The organism is Pedobacter sp. UYP30 (assembly GCF_040547165.1).
GTDB lineage: Bacteria > Bacteroidota > Bacteroidia > Sphingobacteriales > Sphingobacteriaceae > Pedobacter.
Genome location: NZ_JBEPPD010000006.1, coordinates 123,038 through 141,021, shown reverse-complemented (window position 1 = coordinate 141,021; position 17,984 = coordinate 123,038). Strand labels below are relative to the sequence as shown.

General features: G+C 38.4%; 14 protein-coding genes. 7 read left to right on the top strand and 7 right to left on the bottom strand.

Annotation, left to right across the window (positions count from 1 at the left end; genetic code table 11):
• Window positions 1-7: 7 nt before the first annotated feature.
• From rplL to ABIB40_RS09175, 4 genes are all read left to right on the top strand, one after another.
• A complete protein-coding gene (gene rplL / locus ABIB40_RS09190; RefSeq protein WP_354358260.1) occupies window positions 8-385 on the top strand; it encodes a 50S ribosomal protein L7/L12 in 378 nt (125 codons plus the stop codon).
• A 156-nt stretch (window positions 386-541) separates the two neighbouring features.
• Window positions 542-4,345, top strand: coding sequence for a DNA-directed RNA polymerase subunit beta (gene rpoB / locus ABIB40_RS09185; protein WP_354358258.1), 3,804 nt, complete (start codon window positions 542-544; stop codon window positions 4,343-4,345).
• Window positions 4,346-4,428: 83 nt separating this feature from the next.
• On the top strand, window positions 4,429-8,718 hold the full coding sequence (gene rpoC / locus ABIB40_RS09180) for a DNA-directed RNA polymerase subunit beta' (RefSeq protein ID WP_354358256.1): 4,290 nt from the start codon (window positions 4,429-4,431) through the stop codon (window positions 8,716-8,718).
• A 69-nt stretch (window positions 8,719-8,787) separates the two neighbouring features.
• Window positions 8,788-9,102: a DUF3467 domain-containing protein gene (locus tag ABIB40_RS09175; protein WP_354358254.1), complete on the top strand. Its 315-nt coding sequence runs from the start codon at window positions 8,788-8,790 to the stop codon at window positions 9,100-9,102.
• Here the strand turns inward: ABIB40_RS09175 and miaA are convergent.
• The 6 genes from miaA to ABIB40_RS09145 all read right to left on the bottom strand — a co-directional run bounded on the left by miaA (window position 9,099) and on the right by ABIB40_RS09145 (window position 15,083).
• Window positions 9,099-10,016, bottom strand: a complete 918-nt coding sequence (miaA, locus tag ABIB40_RS09170) for a tRNA (adenosine(37)-N6)-dimethylallyltransferase MiaA (RefSeq protein ID WP_354358252.1) — start codon at window positions 10,014-10,016, stop codon at window positions 9,099-9,101. The two genes, ABIB40_RS09175 and miaA, sit on opposite strands and share 4 nt — an antisense overlap.
• Before the next feature lie 169 nt (window positions 10,017-10,185).
• Window positions 10,186-10,818: an IS1096 element passenger TnpR family protein gene (locus tag ABIB40_RS09165; protein ID WP_354358250.1), complete on the bottom strand. Its 633-nt coding sequence runs from the start codon at window positions 10,816-10,818 to the stop codon at window positions 10,186-10,188.
• Between the two features lie 99 nt (window positions 10,819-10,917).
• Window positions 10,918-12,363 carry a CCA tRNA nucleotidyltransferase gene (locus ABIB40_RS09160; protein ID WP_354358248.1) on the bottom strand — a complete coding sequence of 482 codons (1,446 nt, stop codon included), beginning with the start codon at window positions 12,361-12,363 and terminating at the stop codon, window positions 10,918-10,920.
• Window positions 12,364-12,453: 90 nt separating this feature from the next.
• Window positions 12,454-13,020, bottom strand: a complete 567-nt coding sequence (locus ABIB40_RS09155) for an L-threonylcarbamoyladenylate synthase (protein ID WP_354358246.1) — start codon at window positions 13,018-13,020, stop codon at window positions 12,454-12,456.
• 11 nt (window positions 13,021-13,031) lie between these two features.
• Window positions 13,032-14,249 (bottom strand): glycosyltransferase family 4 protein, encoded by a 1,218-nt coding sequence (locus tag ABIB40_RS09150; protein WP_354358244.1) that lies wholly within the window; start codon window positions 14,247-14,249, stop codon window positions 13,032-13,034.
• A 15-nt stretch (window positions 14,250-14,264) separates the two neighbouring features.
• Window positions 14,265-15,083 carry a 2,3,4,5-tetrahydropyridine-2,6-dicarboxylate N-succinyltransferase gene (locus tag ABIB40_RS09145; RefSeq protein WP_354358242.1) on the bottom strand — a complete coding sequence of 273 codons (819 nt, stop codon included), beginning with the start codon at window positions 15,081-15,083 and terminating at the stop codon, window positions 14,265-14,267.
• A gap of 95 nt (window positions 15,084-15,178) precedes the next feature.
• On the opposite strand from ABIB40_RS09145, the gene ABIB40_RS09140 reads away from it, so the two are divergent.
• The gene (locus ABIB40_RS09140) at window positions 15,179-15,577 is read left to right on the top strand and encodes an RNA-binding S4 domain-containing protein (protein ID WP_354358240.1); all 399 of its coding nucleotides are present in this window, start codon (window positions 15,179-15,181) and stop codon (window positions 15,575-15,577) included.
• A 107-nt stretch (window positions 15,578-15,684) separates the two neighbouring features.
• On the opposite strand, the gene ABIB40_RS09135 is transcribed toward ABIB40_RS09140, so the two are convergent.
• Window positions 15,685-16,293 (bottom strand): OmpH/Skp family outer membrane protein, encoded by a 609-nt coding sequence (locus ABIB40_RS09135; RefSeq protein WP_354358238.1) that lies wholly within the window; start codon window positions 16,291-16,293, stop codon window positions 15,685-15,687.
• A 249-nt stretch (window positions 16,294-16,542) separates the two neighbouring features.
• Here ABIB40_RS09135 and ABIB40_RS09130 point away from each other — a divergent pair, with 249 nt between their 5' ends.
• Both ABIB40_RS09130 and ABIB40_RS09125 read left to right on the top strand, forming a co-directional pair.
• The gene (locus ABIB40_RS09130) at window positions 16,543-17,481 is read left to right on the top strand and encodes a malate dehydrogenase (protein WP_354358236.1); all 939 of its coding nucleotides are present in this window, start codon (window positions 16,543-16,545) and stop codon (window positions 17,479-17,481) included.
• A gap of 16 nt (window positions 17,482-17,497) precedes the next feature.
• Window positions 17,498-17,926 (top strand): retropepsin-like aspartic protease, encoded by a 429-nt coding sequence (locus ABIB40_RS09125; RefSeq protein WP_354358234.1) that lies wholly within the window; start codon window positions 17,498-17,500, stop codon window positions 17,924-17,926.
• Window positions 17,927-17,984: the final 58 nt, after the last annotated feature.

Sequence of the window (17,984 nt, the reverse complement as noted above, 5' to 3'; positions counted from 1 at the left end):
TAATAAAATGGCAGATTTAAAAGCGTTTGCTGAGCAATTGGTAAACTTAACAGTTAAAGAAGTAAACGAATTAGCTCAAATCCTTAAAGACGAGTATGGTATAGAGCCTGCTGCTGCAGTTGCGGCTGCTGGACCAGCTGCTAGTGGCGATGCCCCTGCTGCTGCAGAAGAGAAATCTACTTTTGATGTAATTCTTAAAGAAGCTGGTGGTGCTAAATTAGCAGTTGTAAAACTTGTTAAAGACCTTACCGGATTAGGATTGAAAGAAGCAAAGGATTTAGTTGATGGTGCACCAAAGGAAATTAAAACTGGTGTTTCTAAAGACGAAGCAGAAGCGTTGAAAAAACAATTAGAAGAAGCTGGAGCGGTAGTTGAAATTAAATAATCACGCTGTTTTAGCTCGCTAAAAAGTATCAGACACCGACTGAAAATGTCGGTGTCTTTACCTGTTTATAACCACCCCATTTTGTTTGGTTGATGAGGCGGTTTAACCAAAACCAAACCAATTAGTTTATTCTTAAACTACAAAACTTTTAGTCCCTTGGCAAAGAAAGTCGAACAAAGAGTAAATTTTGCAACGAGTAAGCACATTTTAGACTATCCTGATTTTCTGGATGTGCAATTGCAATCATTTAGAGAATTTTTTCAGATAGACACCACCTCAGACAATCGCTCTAGCGAAGGTTTATTTAAGGTGTTTGCAGAAAACTTTCCTATAACAGATTCTAGAAACATCTTCGTTTTAGAATTTTTAGACTATTTTGTTGATCCACCTAGATATGATATACATGAGTGTATCGAACGTGGTTTAACTTACAATGTTCCATTAAAGGCGAAGCTAAAGCTTTCGTGTAACGATGTTGAGCATGAGGATTTTGAAACCATCATTCAAGATGTTTATTTGGGTACCATTCCTTACATGACGCCGAAAGGAACGTTTGTAATTAATGGTGCTGAACGTGTAATTGTATCTCAATTGCACCGTTCGCCAGGGGTGTTTTTTGGCCAAAGCCGTCACACCAATGGTACCAAATTGTATTCTGCACGCGTAATTCCATTTAAGGGTTCTTGGATAGAATTTGCGACAGATGTAAACAACGTAATGTACGCGTACATTGATAGGAAGAAAAAATTTCCTGTTACTACCTTGTTAAGGGCAATTGGTTACGATTCTGATAAAGACATTTTAGAACTTTTTGACCTGGCTGATGAAGTAAAAGTTAGCAAATCTGGGTTGAAAAAATACATTGGTCGTAAATTTGCTGCCAGAGTATTAAAGAAATGGGTAGAAGACTTTGTTGATGAAGACACAGGCGAGGTTGTTTCTATCGATCGTAACGAGGTAATTCTCGAAAGAGAGACCGTTTTAGAAGAAGATCACATTGATATGGTTATTGATGCGGGCGTAAAAACCATTATTCTTTCTAAAGAAGATGGTGCTAGCCAGGCAGATTATACCATTATATATAATACATTACAAAAAGATACAGCAAACTCAGAAAAAGAGGCTGTAGAAAATATCTATCGTGCATTGCGTAACGCAGAACCACCTGATGAAGAAACGGCTAGAGGTATAATCGACCGTTTGTTCTTCTCTGATAAGCGTTATGACCTTGGCGATGTTGGTCGTTACCGCATTAACAGGAAACTGAAAATGGATACGCCAGAAGATGTAAAGGTGTTAACCAAGGCAGATATTATCGCGATCGTTAAATATCTGATCAAGTTGATCAACTCTAAAGAAGAAGTTGATGATATTGATCACTTATCTAACCGTAGGGTGCGTACCGTTGGCGAGCAGTTGTATGCGCAGTTTGGCGTTGGTTTGGCCCGCATGGCTAGAACCATCCGCGAGCGTATGAACATTAGAGATAATGAGGTTTTTACCCCAACAGATCTGATCAATGCACGTACATTATCATCGGTAATCAACTCGTTTTTTGGTACCAACCAGCTTTCTCAGTTCATGGATCAAACAAATCCATTGGCAGAGATTACGCACAAGCGCCGTCTATCGGCCTTAGGCCCAGGTGGTTTATCTAGAGAACGCGCAGGTTTCGAGGTTAGAGATGTACACTATACCCACTACGGTAGGTTATGTACCATCGAAACACCAGAAGGCCCTAACATTGGTTTGATTTCATCTCTTTGCGTACACGCAAAAATTAACAATCTTGGTTTTATAGAAACGCCGTACAAACGCGTAGAAAATGGCAAGGTTGTGGTAGATTCTGATGTAATTTATCTATCTGCCGAAGATGAAGATGGAAAAACCATTGCACAAGCCAATGCAGAGTATAACGATAAGGGAGTTTTTGCACAACCACAGGTTAAAGCTAGGTATGAGGGCGATTTCCCGATTATAGAGCCAGAGAAGTTAGATTTGATGGACATTGCTCCAAATCAAATTACTTCAATTGCAGCTTCGCTAATTCCGTTTTTGGAACATAATGATGCTAACAGAGCTTTGATGGGATCTAACATGCAACGCCAAGCGGTGCCATTGTTACGTCCAGAAGCACCGATTGTTGGAACAGGATTAGAAGGTCGCGTGGCTAGAGATTCTAGAACCTTGATCAATGCAGAAGGAAATGGTGTGGTAGAATATGTAGATGCGAACCAAATTACCATAAAGTACGAGCAAACTGAAGACGATCGTTTGGTTTCTTTTGATGGTGATAGTAGAACATACCGTTTAATAAAGTTCAAAAAAACCAACCAAAATACCTGTATCAACTTAAAGCCAATTGTTAGAAAAGGCCAAAAAGTAGTTAAAGGTCAGGTGCTTTGCGAGGGTTATGCAACTGAAAACGGCGAACTGGCATTGGGAAGAAACCTTAAAGTGGCATTTATGCCTTGGCAAGGTTTTAACTTTGAGGATGCGATTGTAATTAACGAACGCATAGTTAGAGATGATATTTTCACTTCGTTACACATTGAAGAGTTTGAATTGGAAGTTCGTGACACCAAACGTGGTGAAGAGGAACTTACACCAGACATTCCAAACGTATCAGAAGAAGCTACCAAAGATTTAGATGAGCACGGAATTATCCGCGTTGGTGCAGAGGTTAAAGAGGGCGATATTCTTATTGGTAAGATTACTCCAAAAGGAGAGTCTGATCCATCACCAGAAGAAAAGTTGCTTCGTGCAATTTTTGGGGATAAAGCAGGCGATGTAAAAGACGCTTCTTTAAAAACTCCTCCATCTATTCGTGGTGTGGTAATCGATACCAAGCTTTTTAGCCGTGCTAAGAAAACTACCAAGGCAGAAGAGAAAACAGCTATAGAAAAGTTAGATAAGAGCTATAATAACATTACCGAGAAGCTTAAAGCAGATTTGGTTGACAAACTTTTTACCATTGTAAATGGAAAAACATCGCAAGGTGTATTTAATATTTATAAGGAATTGTTAATTGCCAAAGGTGTTAAGTTTACTCAAAAGGTATTGATCGATCTAGAGTTTACACACATCAGCCCTAACAAATGGACAACTGATGATGAGAAGAACGAGATGATTAAGCTTTTGATTCATAACTACGGCATCCGTGTTAACGAAGAACTTGGTGCTTATAAAAGAGACAAGTTTGCCATTAGCGTTGGAGATGAACTTCCATCAGGAATTGTACAAATGGCCAAAGTGTATGTTGCAAAAAAACGTAAGTTAAAGGTTGGAGATAAAATGGCTGGTCGCCATGGTAATAAAGGTATTGTTGCGCGCATTGTGCGCGATGAAGATATGCCTTTCTTAGCAGATGGTAGCCCAGTAGATATTGTACTTAACCCGTTGGGCGTACCTTCTCGTATGAACCTTGGCCAAATTTACGAAACCGTATTGGGTTGGGCAGGTAAAGAGCTTGGCGTTAAGTTTGCAACACCAATTTTTGATGGTGCAACGCACGAGGAAGTAGAAGAATGGGTAGCAAAAGCTGGCGTTCCTTCTTCTGGAAAAACTTATCTATACAATGGTTTAACAGGCGATCGTTTTGATCAAACAACTACTGTGGGCATAATTTACATGCTTAAATTAGGTCACATGGTTGATGATAAGATGCACGCACGTTCTATCGGACCATACTCGTTAATTACGCAACAGCCATTGGGTGGTAAAGCTCAATTTGGTGGTCAGCGTTTTGGTGAGATGGAGGTTTGGGCATTAGAGGCATTTGGTGCAGCTAATATTCTTCAAGAAATTTTAACCGTTAAATCGGATGATGTTATTGGAAGAGCAAAAACCTACGAAGCTATTGTTAAAGGCGAGAACCTACCAACACCGGGTATACCAGAATCATTTAATGTTTTGGTGCACGAGCTACGCGGCTTAGGTTTGGATATTACGTTAGACTAAATAGTTTTAAGTTTTACGTTGTACGTTCTAAGTTAGATGAACGTATAACGTATAACTTAAGACTTATAACTCAAAGAAAGAATATGTCTTACAAAAAGGATAATAAATTAAAAAGCAATTTCACCTCGATAACTATAAGCTTATCGTCTCCAGAAATTATTTTGGAACGTTCTAGTGGTGAAGTTTTAAAGCCAGAAACAATCAACTATCGTACCTACAAACCCGAACGAGATGGTTTGTTTTGCGAGCGTATTTTTGGCCCTGTAAAAGATTACGAATGTCATTGCGGTAAATACAAGCGTATTCGCTACAAAGGCATTGTGTGCGATCGTTGTGGGGTAGAGGTAACAGAGAAGAAAGTACGTCGTGAGCGTATGGGCCACATTGCATTGGTGGTTCCAGTAGCGCACATTTGGTATTTCCGCTCTTTGCCAAATAAAATCGGTTATTTGTTAGGCTTGCCAACCAAAAAATTAGATCTAATTATTTATTACGAGCGTTATGTAGTTATTCAAGCTGGTTTAATGGCCGAAGAGGGCATAAATCGCATGGACTTCTTAACCGAGGAAGAATATTTAGATTTGTTAGATAAACTGCCTAAAGAAAATCAATATCTAGATGACAAAGATCCTAATAAATTCATCGCCAAAATGGGTGCTGAAGCTTTAGAAGAGTTGTTAAAACGAATTGATTTAGATCAGTTGTCTTATGATTTACGTCATCAAGCAGCAAACGAAACTTCGCAACAACGTAAAAACGAGGCTTTAAAACGTCTTCAAGTGGTTGAGGCTTTCCGTGGTGCAAATACACGGATTGAGAATCGTCCTGAATGGATGATTATAAAGATTGTTCCTGTAATTCCACCAGAATTGCGTCCATTAGTGCCTTTAGAAGGCGGTCGTTTTGCAACTTCAGATTTAAATGATCTTTACCGTCGTGTAATTATCCGTAACAACCGCTTAAAGCGTTTGATCGAAATCAAAGCACCAGAGGTTATTTTGCGTAACGAAAAACGTATGCTTCAAGAAGCGGTAGATTCGTTATTTGATAACTCACGGAAAGTAAACGCGGTAAAAACTGAAGGTAATCGTGCCTTAAAATCTCTTTCAGATATTTTGAAAGGTAAGCAAGGTCGTTTCCGTCAAAACTTATTGGGTAAACGTGTAGATTATTCTGCCCGTTCTGTAATTGTTGTTGGGCCTAGCCTAAAATTGCACGAGTGCGGTATCCCTAAAGATATGGCAGCAGAGCTTTACAAGCCGTTTATCATTCGTAAAATGATTGAACGCGGTATCGTAAAAACCGTAAAATCTGCCAAGAAAATTGTTGATAGAAAAGATCCATTGGTTTGGGATATTCTAGAAAACGTATTGAAAGGACACCCGGTGTTGTTAAACCGTGCACCTACGTTGCACAGGTTGGGTATACAGGCTTTCCAACCAAAATTAATCGAAGGAAAAGCAATCCAATTGCACCCCTTAGTTTGTACAGCATTCAACGCGGATTTTGACGGTGACCAGATGGCGGTTCACTTACCTTTGGGTAACGCAGCAATTTTGGAAGCCCAAGTATTGATGTTGGCAGCGCATAACATTTTAAATCCGGCAAATGGTACACCAATTACGGTACCTTCTCAGGATATGGTTTTGGGTCTTTATTACATTACCAAAGGCCGTAAAACTGATGAAGGGCGTGTTGTAAAAGGACAAGACTTAATTTTCTATTCTCCAGAAGAAGTAATTATAGCTTACAATGAAAAGAAACTAGATTTGCACGCCTTTATTAAGGTAAGGGTAAATGTTAAGCAAAATGACGGGTCAATCGTTAATCAATTAACTGACACAACAGTTGGTAGAGTATTGTTTAACCAAATGGTGCCAGAAGAACTAGGATACATTAACGAACTTTTAACTAAAAAATCTCTTAGAGATATTATTGGTGAAGTGGTTAAGATGACCGGTATGGCACGTGCTTCTCATTTCTTAGACGATATTAAAGAATTAGGATTTAGAATGGCTTTCCAAGGTGGCTTGTCATTTAACCTTCAAGATGTTAATATTCCGGTAGAGAAACATACGTTATTAGAGCAGGCTGCAGCAGAAGTTGAGGAAGTAAGAAACAACTATAACATGGGTTTCATTACAAACAACGAACGTTACAACCAAATTATCGATATCTGGACACGTATAAACAACAGGTTGACTACGTTTGTAATGAGTCAGTTGTCTAGCGATAACCAAGGGTTCAATTCGGTTTACATGATGTTGGATTCTGGTGCACGTGGTTCGAAAGAGCAAATTCGTCAGCTTTGCGGAATGCGTGGATTGATGGCTAAGCCACAAAAATCTGGTTCTGGTGGAGACATCATCGAAAATCCAATTCTTTCTAACTTTAAGGAAGGTTTATCGGTATTAGAATACTTTATATCTACTCACGGTGCACGTAAAGGTTTGGCAGATACGGCGTTAAAAACTGCAGATGCTGGTTACTTAACGCGTAGATTGCATGACGTTGCACAAGATATGATTGTGAACGATGTAGATTGTGGTACCTTGAGAGGGATGTACACTACGGCGTTGAAAGATCAAGAAGACATTGTGGAGTCGTTATACGATAGAATTTTAGGTCGTACTTCGCTACATGATGTTTATAATCCATTAGATAATACCCTTTTGGTTAGCGCCGGAGCTCAGATTACTGAAGAAATTGGTAAAACAATTGAGGAATCTCCGTTAGAAGGAATAGAAATTCGTTCTGTATTAACTTGCGAAGCTAAACGTGGCGTTTGTGGTCTATGTTACGGACGTAATTTGGCTTCTGGTAAAGAAGTTCAGATAGGGGAGGCTGTTGGTGTAATTGCAGCTCAATCTATTGGAGAGCCAGGTACACAGTTAACATTACGTACTTTCCACGTGGGTGGTACTGCATCTAACATTGCAGCAGAATCTAACATTGTAGCTAAATTTGATGGAGTTATCGAATTTGAAAACATTCGTACAGTAGATACACAAACTGACGACGGTATTATTCAAATTGTACTTGGTAGATCTGGTGAATTTAAGATTATTGAGGCAGGAACTGGACGTGTTATTGTAACAAACAACATTCCTTATGGAGCATTTTTGTTCGTTAAAGAAGGAGATAAGTTATCAAAAGGCGACAAGATCTGTTCTTGGGATCCATACAACGCGGTAATCATTTCAGAGTTTGCGGGTAAGATTGGCTTCGATGCAGTTATAGAAGGCGTAACTTTCCGCGAGGAATCTGATGAGCAAACTGGTCACCGTGAAAAGGTAATTATAGATACTCGTGATAAAACTAAAAATCCATCGGTTCAAATTTTGGACAAGAAAGGCGAAGTAGTTAAAGGTTATAACATCCCGGTAGGTGCACACGTTTCTGTAGATGAAGGTGATACCATTCAAACCGGAAGAATTATTGCTAAAATTCCGAGAGCAACTGGTAAAACCCGAGATATTACAGGTGGTTTGCCACGTGTAACAGAATTATTCGAGGCACGTAACCCTTCAAATCCTGCTGTAGTTACAGAGATTGACGGTGTGGTAACTCTTGGAGGCGTTAAACGTGGTAATCGCGAGATTACCATTGAATCTAAAGACGGAGAAATTAAAAAATACTTGGTACCATTGTCTAAACACATTTTGGTTCAGGATAACGATTTTGTGAAGGCTGGTATGCCTTTATCTGATGGTTCTATTTCTCCTGCAGACATTCTAAAAATTAAAGGCCCGGCTGCGGTACAAGAGTACTTGGTTAATGGTATACAAGAAGTTTACCGTTTACAAGGTGTAAAGATTAACGATAAGCATTTTGAGGTGATTGTTCACCAAATGATGCAGAAAGTTCACATCGAAGATCCAGGTGATACCATTTTCTTAGAAAATAATGCGGTGGATCGTTGGGATTTTGGAGACGAAAACGATTTGATGTACGATAAGAAGGTTGTTGAAGATCCAGGAGATTCTAACGAAGCTAAAGCTGGTCAAATAATTTCTTTACGTAACTTAAGAGATGCAAATTCTCAATTGAAACGTCAAGATTTGAAGCAGATTCAAGTAAGAGATGCTAAACCAGCGACCGCAAGCTCAATTTTGCAAGGTATAACTCGTGCGTCGTTGGGTACTAAATCATTCATTTCTGCAGCATCTTTCCAAGAAACAACTAAAGTGTTAAACGAGGCAGCAATTGCTGGTAAGCGTGACAATATGCTTGGATTAAAGGAAAATGTAATTGTTGGACATTTAATTCCTTCTGGAACTGGAGTTAGAGGGTATGAGCGTATTATTGTTGGTTCTCAAGAAGAATACGATAAACTTCTAGCATCTAAAAAAGAGGAAGAAGTAGAAGCATAAATAATATTTTTTCTAAAAGTTTAGCCCTCAACATTCCACGTTGAGGGCTTTTTTTTGCTATTTTTGTTTATGGAAAACAATGCACAAGAAGAGAATCAACTAAACATAGAATTATCAGAAGAAGTGGCAGAAGGAATTTTTTCTAATCTGGCGATTATTACCCATTCCAACACAGAATTCATTTTAGATTTTATTAGAGTAATGCCAGGCATTCCAAAAGCAAAAGTGAAATCTAGAATTATCCTCACACCAACTCACGCAAAGAGATTGGCTGAAGCACTAGAGGATAATATTAGCAAATTTGAATCGGTAAATGGTAAAATAAAAGTGCAAGAAGACCAGTCTTTCCCAATGGGATTTGGTGGGCCAACTGCGCAGGCTTAGTTGGTGTTCGCCAACGCTGAGTTGAGGAAGCTAATTATTTTTGGCTGATCGTTAGATTCAAACCAATGTATCTCTTCATCTTTTCTAAACCAAGTAAGTTGCCTTTTGGCAAAGCGCCTGGTGTTTTGTTTAATGGAGGTAACTGCTTGTTCTAGCGAAATTTTCCCATCTAAATGCTCAAAAAGCTCGTTGTAGCCAACGGTTTTTAAAGCATTTAGCTGTCTAAATTCTTTAAGTGAAGTTACTTCGCTTAGCAACCCAGCGGCCATCATTTCATCAACCCGTTTATTTATTTGTTGATAAAGCTTTTCTCTATCGGTGTTTAAACCTATTTTTATCACGGAAAAAGAGCGTTTTTTTTTAGTTTTAGAACGCAGAGCAGATAGTTTTTGTCCGGTAGATAGAAATACTTCCAATCCCCTAATCATTCTTTGGGGGTTGTATTGATCTACTTGTTCAAAATATTCGGGGTCTATTTCTTGCAATTGAGACTTAATCGATTCTATTCCTTCAGTAGCCAACTGTATATTTAGTTTTTCTCTAATGGATAGGTCAATCTCTGGCATGTCATCTAGCCCGTTTAACAAGGCATTTACATACATACCAGAACCACCTACCAGTACGGCAACATTTCTGGTCGCGAAAATTTTGTCTAATACATGTAAAGCATTTGTTTCAAAATCGCCAATGCTGAAGAGTTCGTTGATGGAGGTCGAATTTATAAAATGATGTTTGGCTTGGCTAAGCTCTTCTACGGTGGGTTTTGCGGTGCCGATAGACATTTCGCTATAAAATTGGCGCGAGTCTGCAGAAATGATTTCAGTATCAAAATAGTTGGCAACTTTTATGCCCATGCAGGTTTTTCCAATAGCAGTTGGCCCAACAATAGCAATAAGTGTTTTAAGCTTCGTCATACGTTAATTATAAAAAAAAACCCCTAGCTTATTCTGCGTTACCGGTTTGGTCTATTATTTACAATTTGAGAATATAGGTAACCTGGGCTCAATCATTACTATTCATTTAAATAAAGTTAACTCTATATTTAACTAGTATTTCAGTCTGGATGTGTTTATCGAAGTCAAATTAATAGTCTTTCTCCTCTTCTTCTCCGTAAGCTTCGTCATCTCCACCAAATTCATCTTCATTTTCCTCTTCGTCAGCACCTTCTTTTTCCTCTTCATTAATTCCAAGCCCGCCCATTGACTCTATCTCATCGGCATCTTCTGGTACAAAATCCATAGCGTTTAAAAAGTCAAATTCAGAAGAAGTTTCCCCCGTTGAATCTGCCTCTGCCGAACTATTTTGAACCATCATTTTTGGCGCAATACCAACACTTTTTGCCAAATATGGATATTGGATGTTCGGGTTGGATTCTAAAATTATTTTGATAAGTTCTACGTGGAATTCGTAAGACCGCTCAAAGTTATAGATGTAATAAAATTTTTGGTGTGGATCTTCTATAAAGCCGCTTAATTTAGAATTTTCCATCAATACCACACGGTCTTTTTTTCGATCATTTGGCAAGTAGGCAATTTCGTCTCCTTTTAACCAATTATCTGTGCTAACATAGAAAGAGGAAGCCTTCTCTACATCATATCCTGTGGTTTTATGAATCGCACGATGTAGGTCCAGAAAGGTTTGATTAGATTTTATATCAATCTCTTGTATCACATCATCGAAATCTTCGAAAGTAATTTTAAATTTATAAATCGCCATTTGTGTGTTTTCAACTTGTAAAATTAAAGTTAATTTCCTGCATCGCAAAAAGTCGAAGCGTTCGATTAACAATTTAATTTGCTTTGTGTTTAGGTTTATTTAATTTATGGTGGGGTGTAGACCTAGGTTTTTTGCGTAATCGAGCATAAATTGGTGGGCGTCGTTAAAATCATTTTTTATTTCTCCTTCTAAAATAGCCTCTCTAATTGCATTTTTAATTTCTCCAACCTCTTTGCCTGGTGCTAGATTAAAAGTTTCCATAATGTTTTGACCAGTAACAGGAGGCTGCCAATTTCTCAATTGATCGCGCTCTTCTACATCTTTTAATTTCTGAACGACCAAAAGAAAATTTCTGCGGTATTTTGTTTTTTTGTATTCGTTTTTGGTCGTTACATCTGCATTACAGAGCATCATTAAGCTATCTATCTCTTCGCCTGCATCAAACAAAAGCCTTCTAACGGCAGAGTCTGTTACCGTTTCTTGCGCTAAAACAATTGGCCTTAAATGTAACCTTACCAGTTTTTGCACGTACTTCATTTTCTCATTTTGAGGAAGTTTTAGTTGGCCAAATATTTTTGGAACCATACGCGCTCCTCGATCTTCGTGGCCGTGGAAAGTCCAGCCATGACTAGGTTCAAAGCGTTTTGTAGCTGGTTTGGCAATATCGTGTAAAATGGCCGCCCACCTAAGCCAAAGGTCGTCTGTAGCGGTACAAATATTATCCAGCACTTCTAAGGTGTGGTAGAAATTGTCTTTATGTCCTTTGCCAGCAATGTAATCTACACCGTATAGATTTGCCATTTGTGGAAAGATAATTTCCAGTAAACCAGTGTCGAACAGTAGTTTAAATCCAATAGAAGGTTTAGGCGAAGAGATGATTTTATTCAGTTCATCTGTAATCCGCTCTTGAGAAATAATTTTTATCCGCTCTTTCTTTCCTTTTATAGCGGCAATAGCCAAAGGATCTATCAAAAAATCTAATTGTGTGGCAAACCGTATAGCTCTAAGCATTCTTAATGGGTCGTCAGAAAATGTCACTTCTGGATTTACCGGTGTTTTAATAAGCTTTTTTTCTAAATCTTCTATACCTTCAAAAGGGTCGAGCATTTTACCAAACTGCGCCGAATTTAGTTGGATGGCCATGGCGTTTATGCTAAAATCTCTTCTTAACTGATCATCGGCTAAGGTGCCATTTTCAACAATCGGTTTTCGCGATTCAGTGCGATAGGACTCTTTTCTAGCGCCCACAAACTCAACCTCCAAACCTTGATGCTTAAGATTTGCTGTGCCAAAGTTTTTGAATATGGAAACTTGTTCGTTTAGCTTTTTGCCTACATTTTGTGCAAAAGAAATGCCGCTGCCAAGCACCACCACGTCTATGTCTTTTGAAGGTCTTTCTAATAAAAGATCTCTTACAAAACCGCCCACAACATAAGCATCTATCGCACTTTCGTCTGCCACGTCTTTAAGCGCCTTAAAAATTGGATGCTGGAGATGAATGCTTAAATCGGGAAATTCTGCCATATCTTCGGTTAAGTTTAACATCTGGTAAATCGAATCGTTACGCTATTTCTGCGAAAATAATAAAACATTTGCAGCTCTATTTGTTATTTTTAGAAATCTACAGAGTTATCGCTATTTTCTAATGAACTCAAATTGCCCCGAAGGACCAAGTTTAACAATGGTAGAGGGCTTATTCAGAGTGCGGTTTTGTTGCTCAAAATCTACTATATAATCCACCCCAGATAATATTTCGGGATCCATCTCATCAAAGATGCGTGGGGAAGGTTGCCCACTTAAATTTGCCGAGGTAGAAACAATAGGCTTGCGAAAGCGCTGTAATAAGGTGGTGCAGAAATCGTGCTTAACAATCCTAATCCCCACACTTCCATCTTTATTTACTACACTTTTAGCAAGGTTTTTAGCGCCAGAGAATATTATTGTTAAAGGGCTTTCTGCATATTCAATTAATTCGTACGCCACTTCTGGAATTTCTGTTACGTAGCTTTGCAATTTGTTATCTGTATCTAATAATACGATCAAGCTTTTTTCTGGCGGACGATTCTTTAAACCTAACAATTTCTGTACAGCCTCTTCATTTGTAGCATCGCAGCCCAATCCCCAAATGGTATCAGTAGGATAGAGGATTACTCCCCCGGATTTTAGAACCTCTAAACTTTTTTTTATTTCATCTTGTAGCATTCCTTCAATTCTTAATTCAAATTTTCTTGCATTACTGCCAAATAAGTGTTCATAACGTCTGCTGTAATTTTTTCGCTGTTAAACTTACTTGCGTGCAGCAATCCTTTTTCAATCATCGCATTCCGCAATGCGGTAGAATGTAAAACGGTTTCTATGGCTTTTGCGAGTGCCAGATCATCATCTGGATGGACGTATAAACTGGTTGGTCCACCGGCTTCTTCCAAACATGATCCAGTTGCTGCAATTACAGGTGTTTTTGAATAAAGTGCCTCCAGAATTGGGATACCAAATCCTTCATATTTTGAGGGATAAATAAAGGCTTTTGAAAGTTGATAGATGGCTGGTAAATCATTAAAAGGAACATTTTTCAGAAAGATAACCTGTTTTTGCAGTTTCAGCTTTTTTATTTCTTCTAGCACTAATTTTTTATAGCTGGTTTCTTTGCCAATAACCACGAGTTTATTTGCTTGGCTTAGTTGCGGAAGTGCTCTTATCAGACTTAATAAGTTTTTGCGCTCTTCTATTGTGCCTACATTTAATAGGTAGCTTGATGGTAATTTATATTTTGCCGAGACCAGTTCTAGCTCTTCTTCTGTTGAAGCTGTTTTAAAAATATCGTCGCAAGTTTGATAGATTACTTTGATTTTATCTTCAGGTATTCCATAGAGCTCAACAATATCTGCTTTTGTTTTTTCGCTTATCGCGATAATCGAATTGGCATTTTTGCAAGCATATTTGCTCTTAAACGTGTAGATTTTTCGATCCAAAAATTTATAATATTTTGGGAAACGCAAGAAAATCAAATCGTGAATGGTTACCACCGATTTGATTTTAGAGTGATTTATTGCGAAAGGAATTTCTTGACTTAAACCATGATAGAGGTCAACTCCATCATTGATGAGGTCTTTTAATATACCAAAACTACGCCATAAAAAATTGCTGGTTTTTGGAGTTTTTACCTCTAAACCCTTAGTCTCAACAAAGCTGGCAATGCGTAAGTTAGATTTTACTTTTGGTGTATAAACCAAATACCTATTTTCGGGTCTCTTTTCTGCCAAAAGTTTAATAAGCGACCTGCTGTAGTTGCCAAGACCAGTAAGGTTGTTGGTTGCACGTTTTCCATCGAAACCTATATTAAGCTTAGAGCTTAGAGCCAAAAGACCAATGCTTGATTGCTCAAGTTCAGAACTTTCGGCCTTTAGAAGTTGCTTTTCGCTTTCAGCTTTCACCTTTCTGCTTTTGGCTTAAACTGCTACATTATTTTCTCTAAGTGCGTCGTTTAGCGAGGTTTTTTTATCGGTGCTTTCTTTCCGTTTGCCTATAATCAGTGCGCAGGGTACGTGGTATTCGCCTGCAGGAAACTTCTTTGTATAACTACCTGGAATTACAACGGATCTAGAGGGTACTATTCCTTTATATTCTTTAGGAGTATCGCCTGTTACGTCGATAATTTTGGTCGAAGCTGTTAACACAACATTGGCGCCTAAAACTACTTCTTTTTCTAATTTTACACCTTCTACCACAATTGCGCGGGAGCCTAGAAAACAGTCATCTTCTATAATTACAGGGGCACTTTGTACGGGCTCTAATACCCCTCCAATACCTACGCCACCACTAAGGTGTACCCGCTTGCCAATTTGTGCACAAGAGCCTACGGTAGCCCAAGTATCTATCATGGTATCTTCGTCTACATAAGCACCAATATTTACGTAAGATGGCATCATGATTACTCCCTTTGCTAAAAATGAGCCATACCTGGCGCTGGCCATTGGTACAACCCGTACACCGCTTTCTTTATAATCTGATTTGAGCTCCATTTTGTCGTGGAAAACAAAAGGGCCTGTTTTTATTTCTTTCATAACCCTAATTGGGAAATAAAGAATCACTGCCTTTTTAACCCAATCGTTAACGCCCCAGGCATTTAAAACCGGTTCTGCAACGCGGATTTCTCCTTTGTTCAATCGCGAGATGACAGATTCGATCGCTTCGCAATAGTTGCTGTATTTTAAAAGGTTTCTATCTTCCCAAGCGGCTTCTATTAATTTTTTTAAATCTGAGTACATGTTCGTTTTTAAATTTTACGCAAAATAAACCATTTTTATCTATTAAGCACGGTTTTAGTAGAAGAAATTGTCTTTTGTTATGTAATTTTGACGCGATGGCAGCTCAAGAAAAACTTAGAATCGATAAGTATTTATGGTCTATTAGGCTGTTCAAAACCCGCAGTTTGGCAACAGAAGCCTGTAAAGCGGGTCGGGTGAAACTTAATGGGCAAAACTTAAAACCATCAGCCATTGTTAAAATAGGCGATATCTATCAAGTAAATAAAGGCATAGAGAAGAAATTAATAGAAGTGATAGATTTCTCGTATCAACGAACCGATTCTCCCACAGCTCTAACAAAATATAAAGACCTTACACCTATTGAAGAAACTCAGGGTTTTAAAAGTACGTTTCATGCGCCTGTACTTAAACGTGCGCGTGGTATAGGCAGACCCACCAAGAAAGATAGGAGAGAAACAGACGGTTTAATAGAAGGGCTTTTTGAGGATCAGTAAATTCTATGTGCCAACTCGTTTTTTTACCTTTAAATTTTGAACACGTTATATAAACAAAATGCCCCAAAATATTTTGGGGCATTTTGTTCTGTTAGAAAAAAGCACGCTTATTTTTTTGTTTTTGCGTAATCTTCATTCAATCCTTTAATCACTTCAGAGGTTACGTCTAAACTATCATCAGCATATAGAATTGCACTGCTTCCTTTGGCATAGGTCATTACCATCTTGTAGCCTTTATCTTTAGCATAGCCTTTTAAATAGTCGGCAATTTTGTTGTATAGCTTTTCATTTTCTGCCGCTTGGTCATTTTGCAAAGACCCGCCTGCATTTTGTTGGTAAGTTTGCAGTTCTTGTTGTTTGCGGCCTAAACGTTCTTCGGTCGATTTTCTAACATCTGCGGCCAAAGTGGCTGCATTTTTTTGGTACTCAGCTACTTCTCGCTGAAATGCTTGAGTTTTAGACTGCATGTCTGCTTGCGCAGATTTGGTTTTTGAGTCGAATTTGGTCTTTAAATCTTTATAATAATCGTATTTGCTTAACAAGGAGTCTGAGTTAACAAAAACAATTTTTTGGCTTGGATCAACAGTTGCGGTAGAACTATCTTTCTTCGGCGTTGTAGAGCCAGTTTTCGACGTGTTGTTTTGGCAGGCTGAAAAAGTTATTGCTAATGCAAAGGCGCTAATTGCAGCAAGATGTGTAAAATTTTTTTGTTTCATTTTGATTTAAAATTTTGGCAAACATATATAAAATTGAGCTGAATAGCAACACCATACATTTTGATTAATTGGAGAAGTCTGGATGATTTGTGTCGATGTTTTCTACAAATCCTCGAAAAAAGAAAGCGCTGTTTTAAAAAAGCTTTCATTTGTAAGAATTCTATTTCATTGCCATAAAAACGAAACAGAATTGGTGTCTTCCTGTTATTATTTTTATATTGGTAGAATTATAAACTTAAAAAAATAGACATGAAAGTTACTGTTGTGGGCGCGGGTGCGGTAGGCGCCACATGTGCCGATAATATTGCGAGAAAGGCATTGGCAAACGAAGTGGTTTTGCTAGATATTAAGCAAGGTTTTGCAGAAGGCAAAGCAATGGATATGATGCAAGGCTCGACTTTGTTGGGTTTCGATACAAAAATAAAAGGCGTAACCAACGATTACAGCCAAACAGAGGGATCTGATGTAGTGATTATTACTTCGGGTCTGCCTCGAAAACCAGGGATGACCCGCGAAGAATTGATTGGCATTAATGCGGGAATAGTAAAAGGCGTTGCAGAAAACATTTTAAAATATTCTCCAGAAACAATCTTTATTGTAATAAGCAATCCAATGGATACCATGGCCTACTTGGCTTTAAAATCTTTGGGTTTACCAAAAAATCGCATCATAGGTATGGGCGGTACCTTAGACAGTGCAAGATTCAAATTTTATCTATCGCAAGCATTAAATTGTAGCCCTAACGATTTACAAGGCTTTGTAATTGGTGGCCACGGCGATACTACGATGATTCCTTTAACTCGTTTGGCAACATACCAAAGTTTGCCTGTTAGCCATTTGCTAGATCAAGCTACGCTAGATAAAGTTGCTGCAGATACCATGGTTGGCGGAGCTACTTTAACGGGATTAATTGGTACTTCTGCTTGGTATGCGCCAGGAGCAGCTGGAGCAGCATTGGTGCAAGCCATTTTGCGCGATGAGAAAAAATTGTTTACCTGCTGCGTTTCGCTTGAAGGAGAATACGGACAAAAAGACATTAGCCTTGGCGTACCTGTGGTGATTGGAAGAAATGGTTGGGAAAAAATCATTGATTTTGAACTTAATGAAGAGGAACAAACACGCTTTAATAAGAGCGCAGATGCTGTTCGTAAAATGAACGATGTGTTGGTTGATATGAAATTGATATAATTGCTTTTAATTTTGAATGAAAAAATTTAAAATTCCGCTTAGATTAATAAATTTAAACGACGACGGCTTCCATCTTTTGATGGAAGTTGTTGTTTTTAAGAAGATGCATTACGCCGTTCTCGATACGGGCGCTTCTAGGTCAGTATTTGATAAAGCGTTGCTAGAGGAACATCTGCCAACCGAGAAAATGGTTAATGAAGACATTAGTGCGGCAACTTTATTTACTTCTACCACAACCATACAGGCCCAAATTCCATATTGGAAAATTGGGAAGCTTAAAATTAAAAAATACGAAGCAGTTGCATTTGATCTACAATCGGTAAGTCAAACTTACGAGCAATTCGGGCATCCACCAATTTCTTGTATTGTTGGAGGAGATATTCTAATGGAATACAAAGCGAAGATTGATTATAAAAAGTTAATGTTGGTGTTGAGAAAGAAATAGGGCGGCATTTGCGCATGGTTGGATGAACCAGATATGATATTTTAGGATGATAAAGAGA

Excerpts from the sequence above, each read along its gene's own strand:
- ABIB40_RS09175 (WP_354358254.1), top strand. The coding sequence starts at position 8,788 with ATGGAAAACAATGCACAAGAAGAGAATCAACTAAACATAGAATTATCA.
- ABIB40_RS09135 (WP_354358238.1), bottom strand. The coding sequence starts at position 16,293 with ATGAAACAAAAAAATTTTACACATCTTGCTGCAATTAGCGCCTTTGCA.
- ABIB40_RS09145 (WP_354358242.1), bottom strand. The coding sequence starts at position 15,083 with ATGTACTCAGATTTAAAAAAATTAATAGAAGCCGCTTGGGAAGATAGA.
- ABIB40_RS09125 (WP_354358234.1), top strand. The coding sequence starts at position 17,498 with ATGAAAAAATTTAAAATTCCGCTTAGATTAATAAATTTAAACGACGAC.
- rpoC (WP_354358256.1), top strand. The coding sequence starts at position 4,429 with ATGTCTTACAAAAAGGATAATAAATTAAAAAGCAATTTCACCTCGATA.
- ABIB40_RS09155 (WP_354358246.1), bottom strand. The coding sequence starts at position 13,020 with ATGCTACAAGATGAAATAAAAAAAAGTTTAGAGGTTCTAAAATCCGGG.
- ABIB40_RS09130 (WP_354358236.1), top strand. The coding sequence starts at position 16,543 with ATGAAAGTTACTGTTGTGGGCGCGGGTGCGGTAGGCGCCACATGTGCC.
- ABIB40_RS09160 (WP_354358248.1), bottom strand. The coding sequence starts at position 12,363 with ATGTTAAACTTAACCGAAGATATGGCAGAATTTCCCGATTTAAGCATT.
- rplL (WP_354358260.1), top strand. The coding sequence starts at position 8 with ATGGCAGATTTAAAAGCGTTTGCTGAGCAATTGGTAAACTTAACAGTT.
- ABIB40_RS09165 (WP_354358250.1), bottom strand. The coding sequence starts at position 10,818 with ATGGCGATTTATAAATTTAAAATTACTTTCGAAGATTTCGATGATGTG.
- ABIB40_RS09140 (WP_354358240.1), top strand. The coding sequence starts at position 15,179 with ATGGCAGCTCAAGAAAAACTTAGAATCGATAAGTATTTATGGTCTATT.
- miaA (WP_354358252.1), bottom strand. The coding sequence starts at position 10,016 with ATGACGAAGCTTAAAACACTTATTGCTATTGTTGGGCCAACTGCTATT.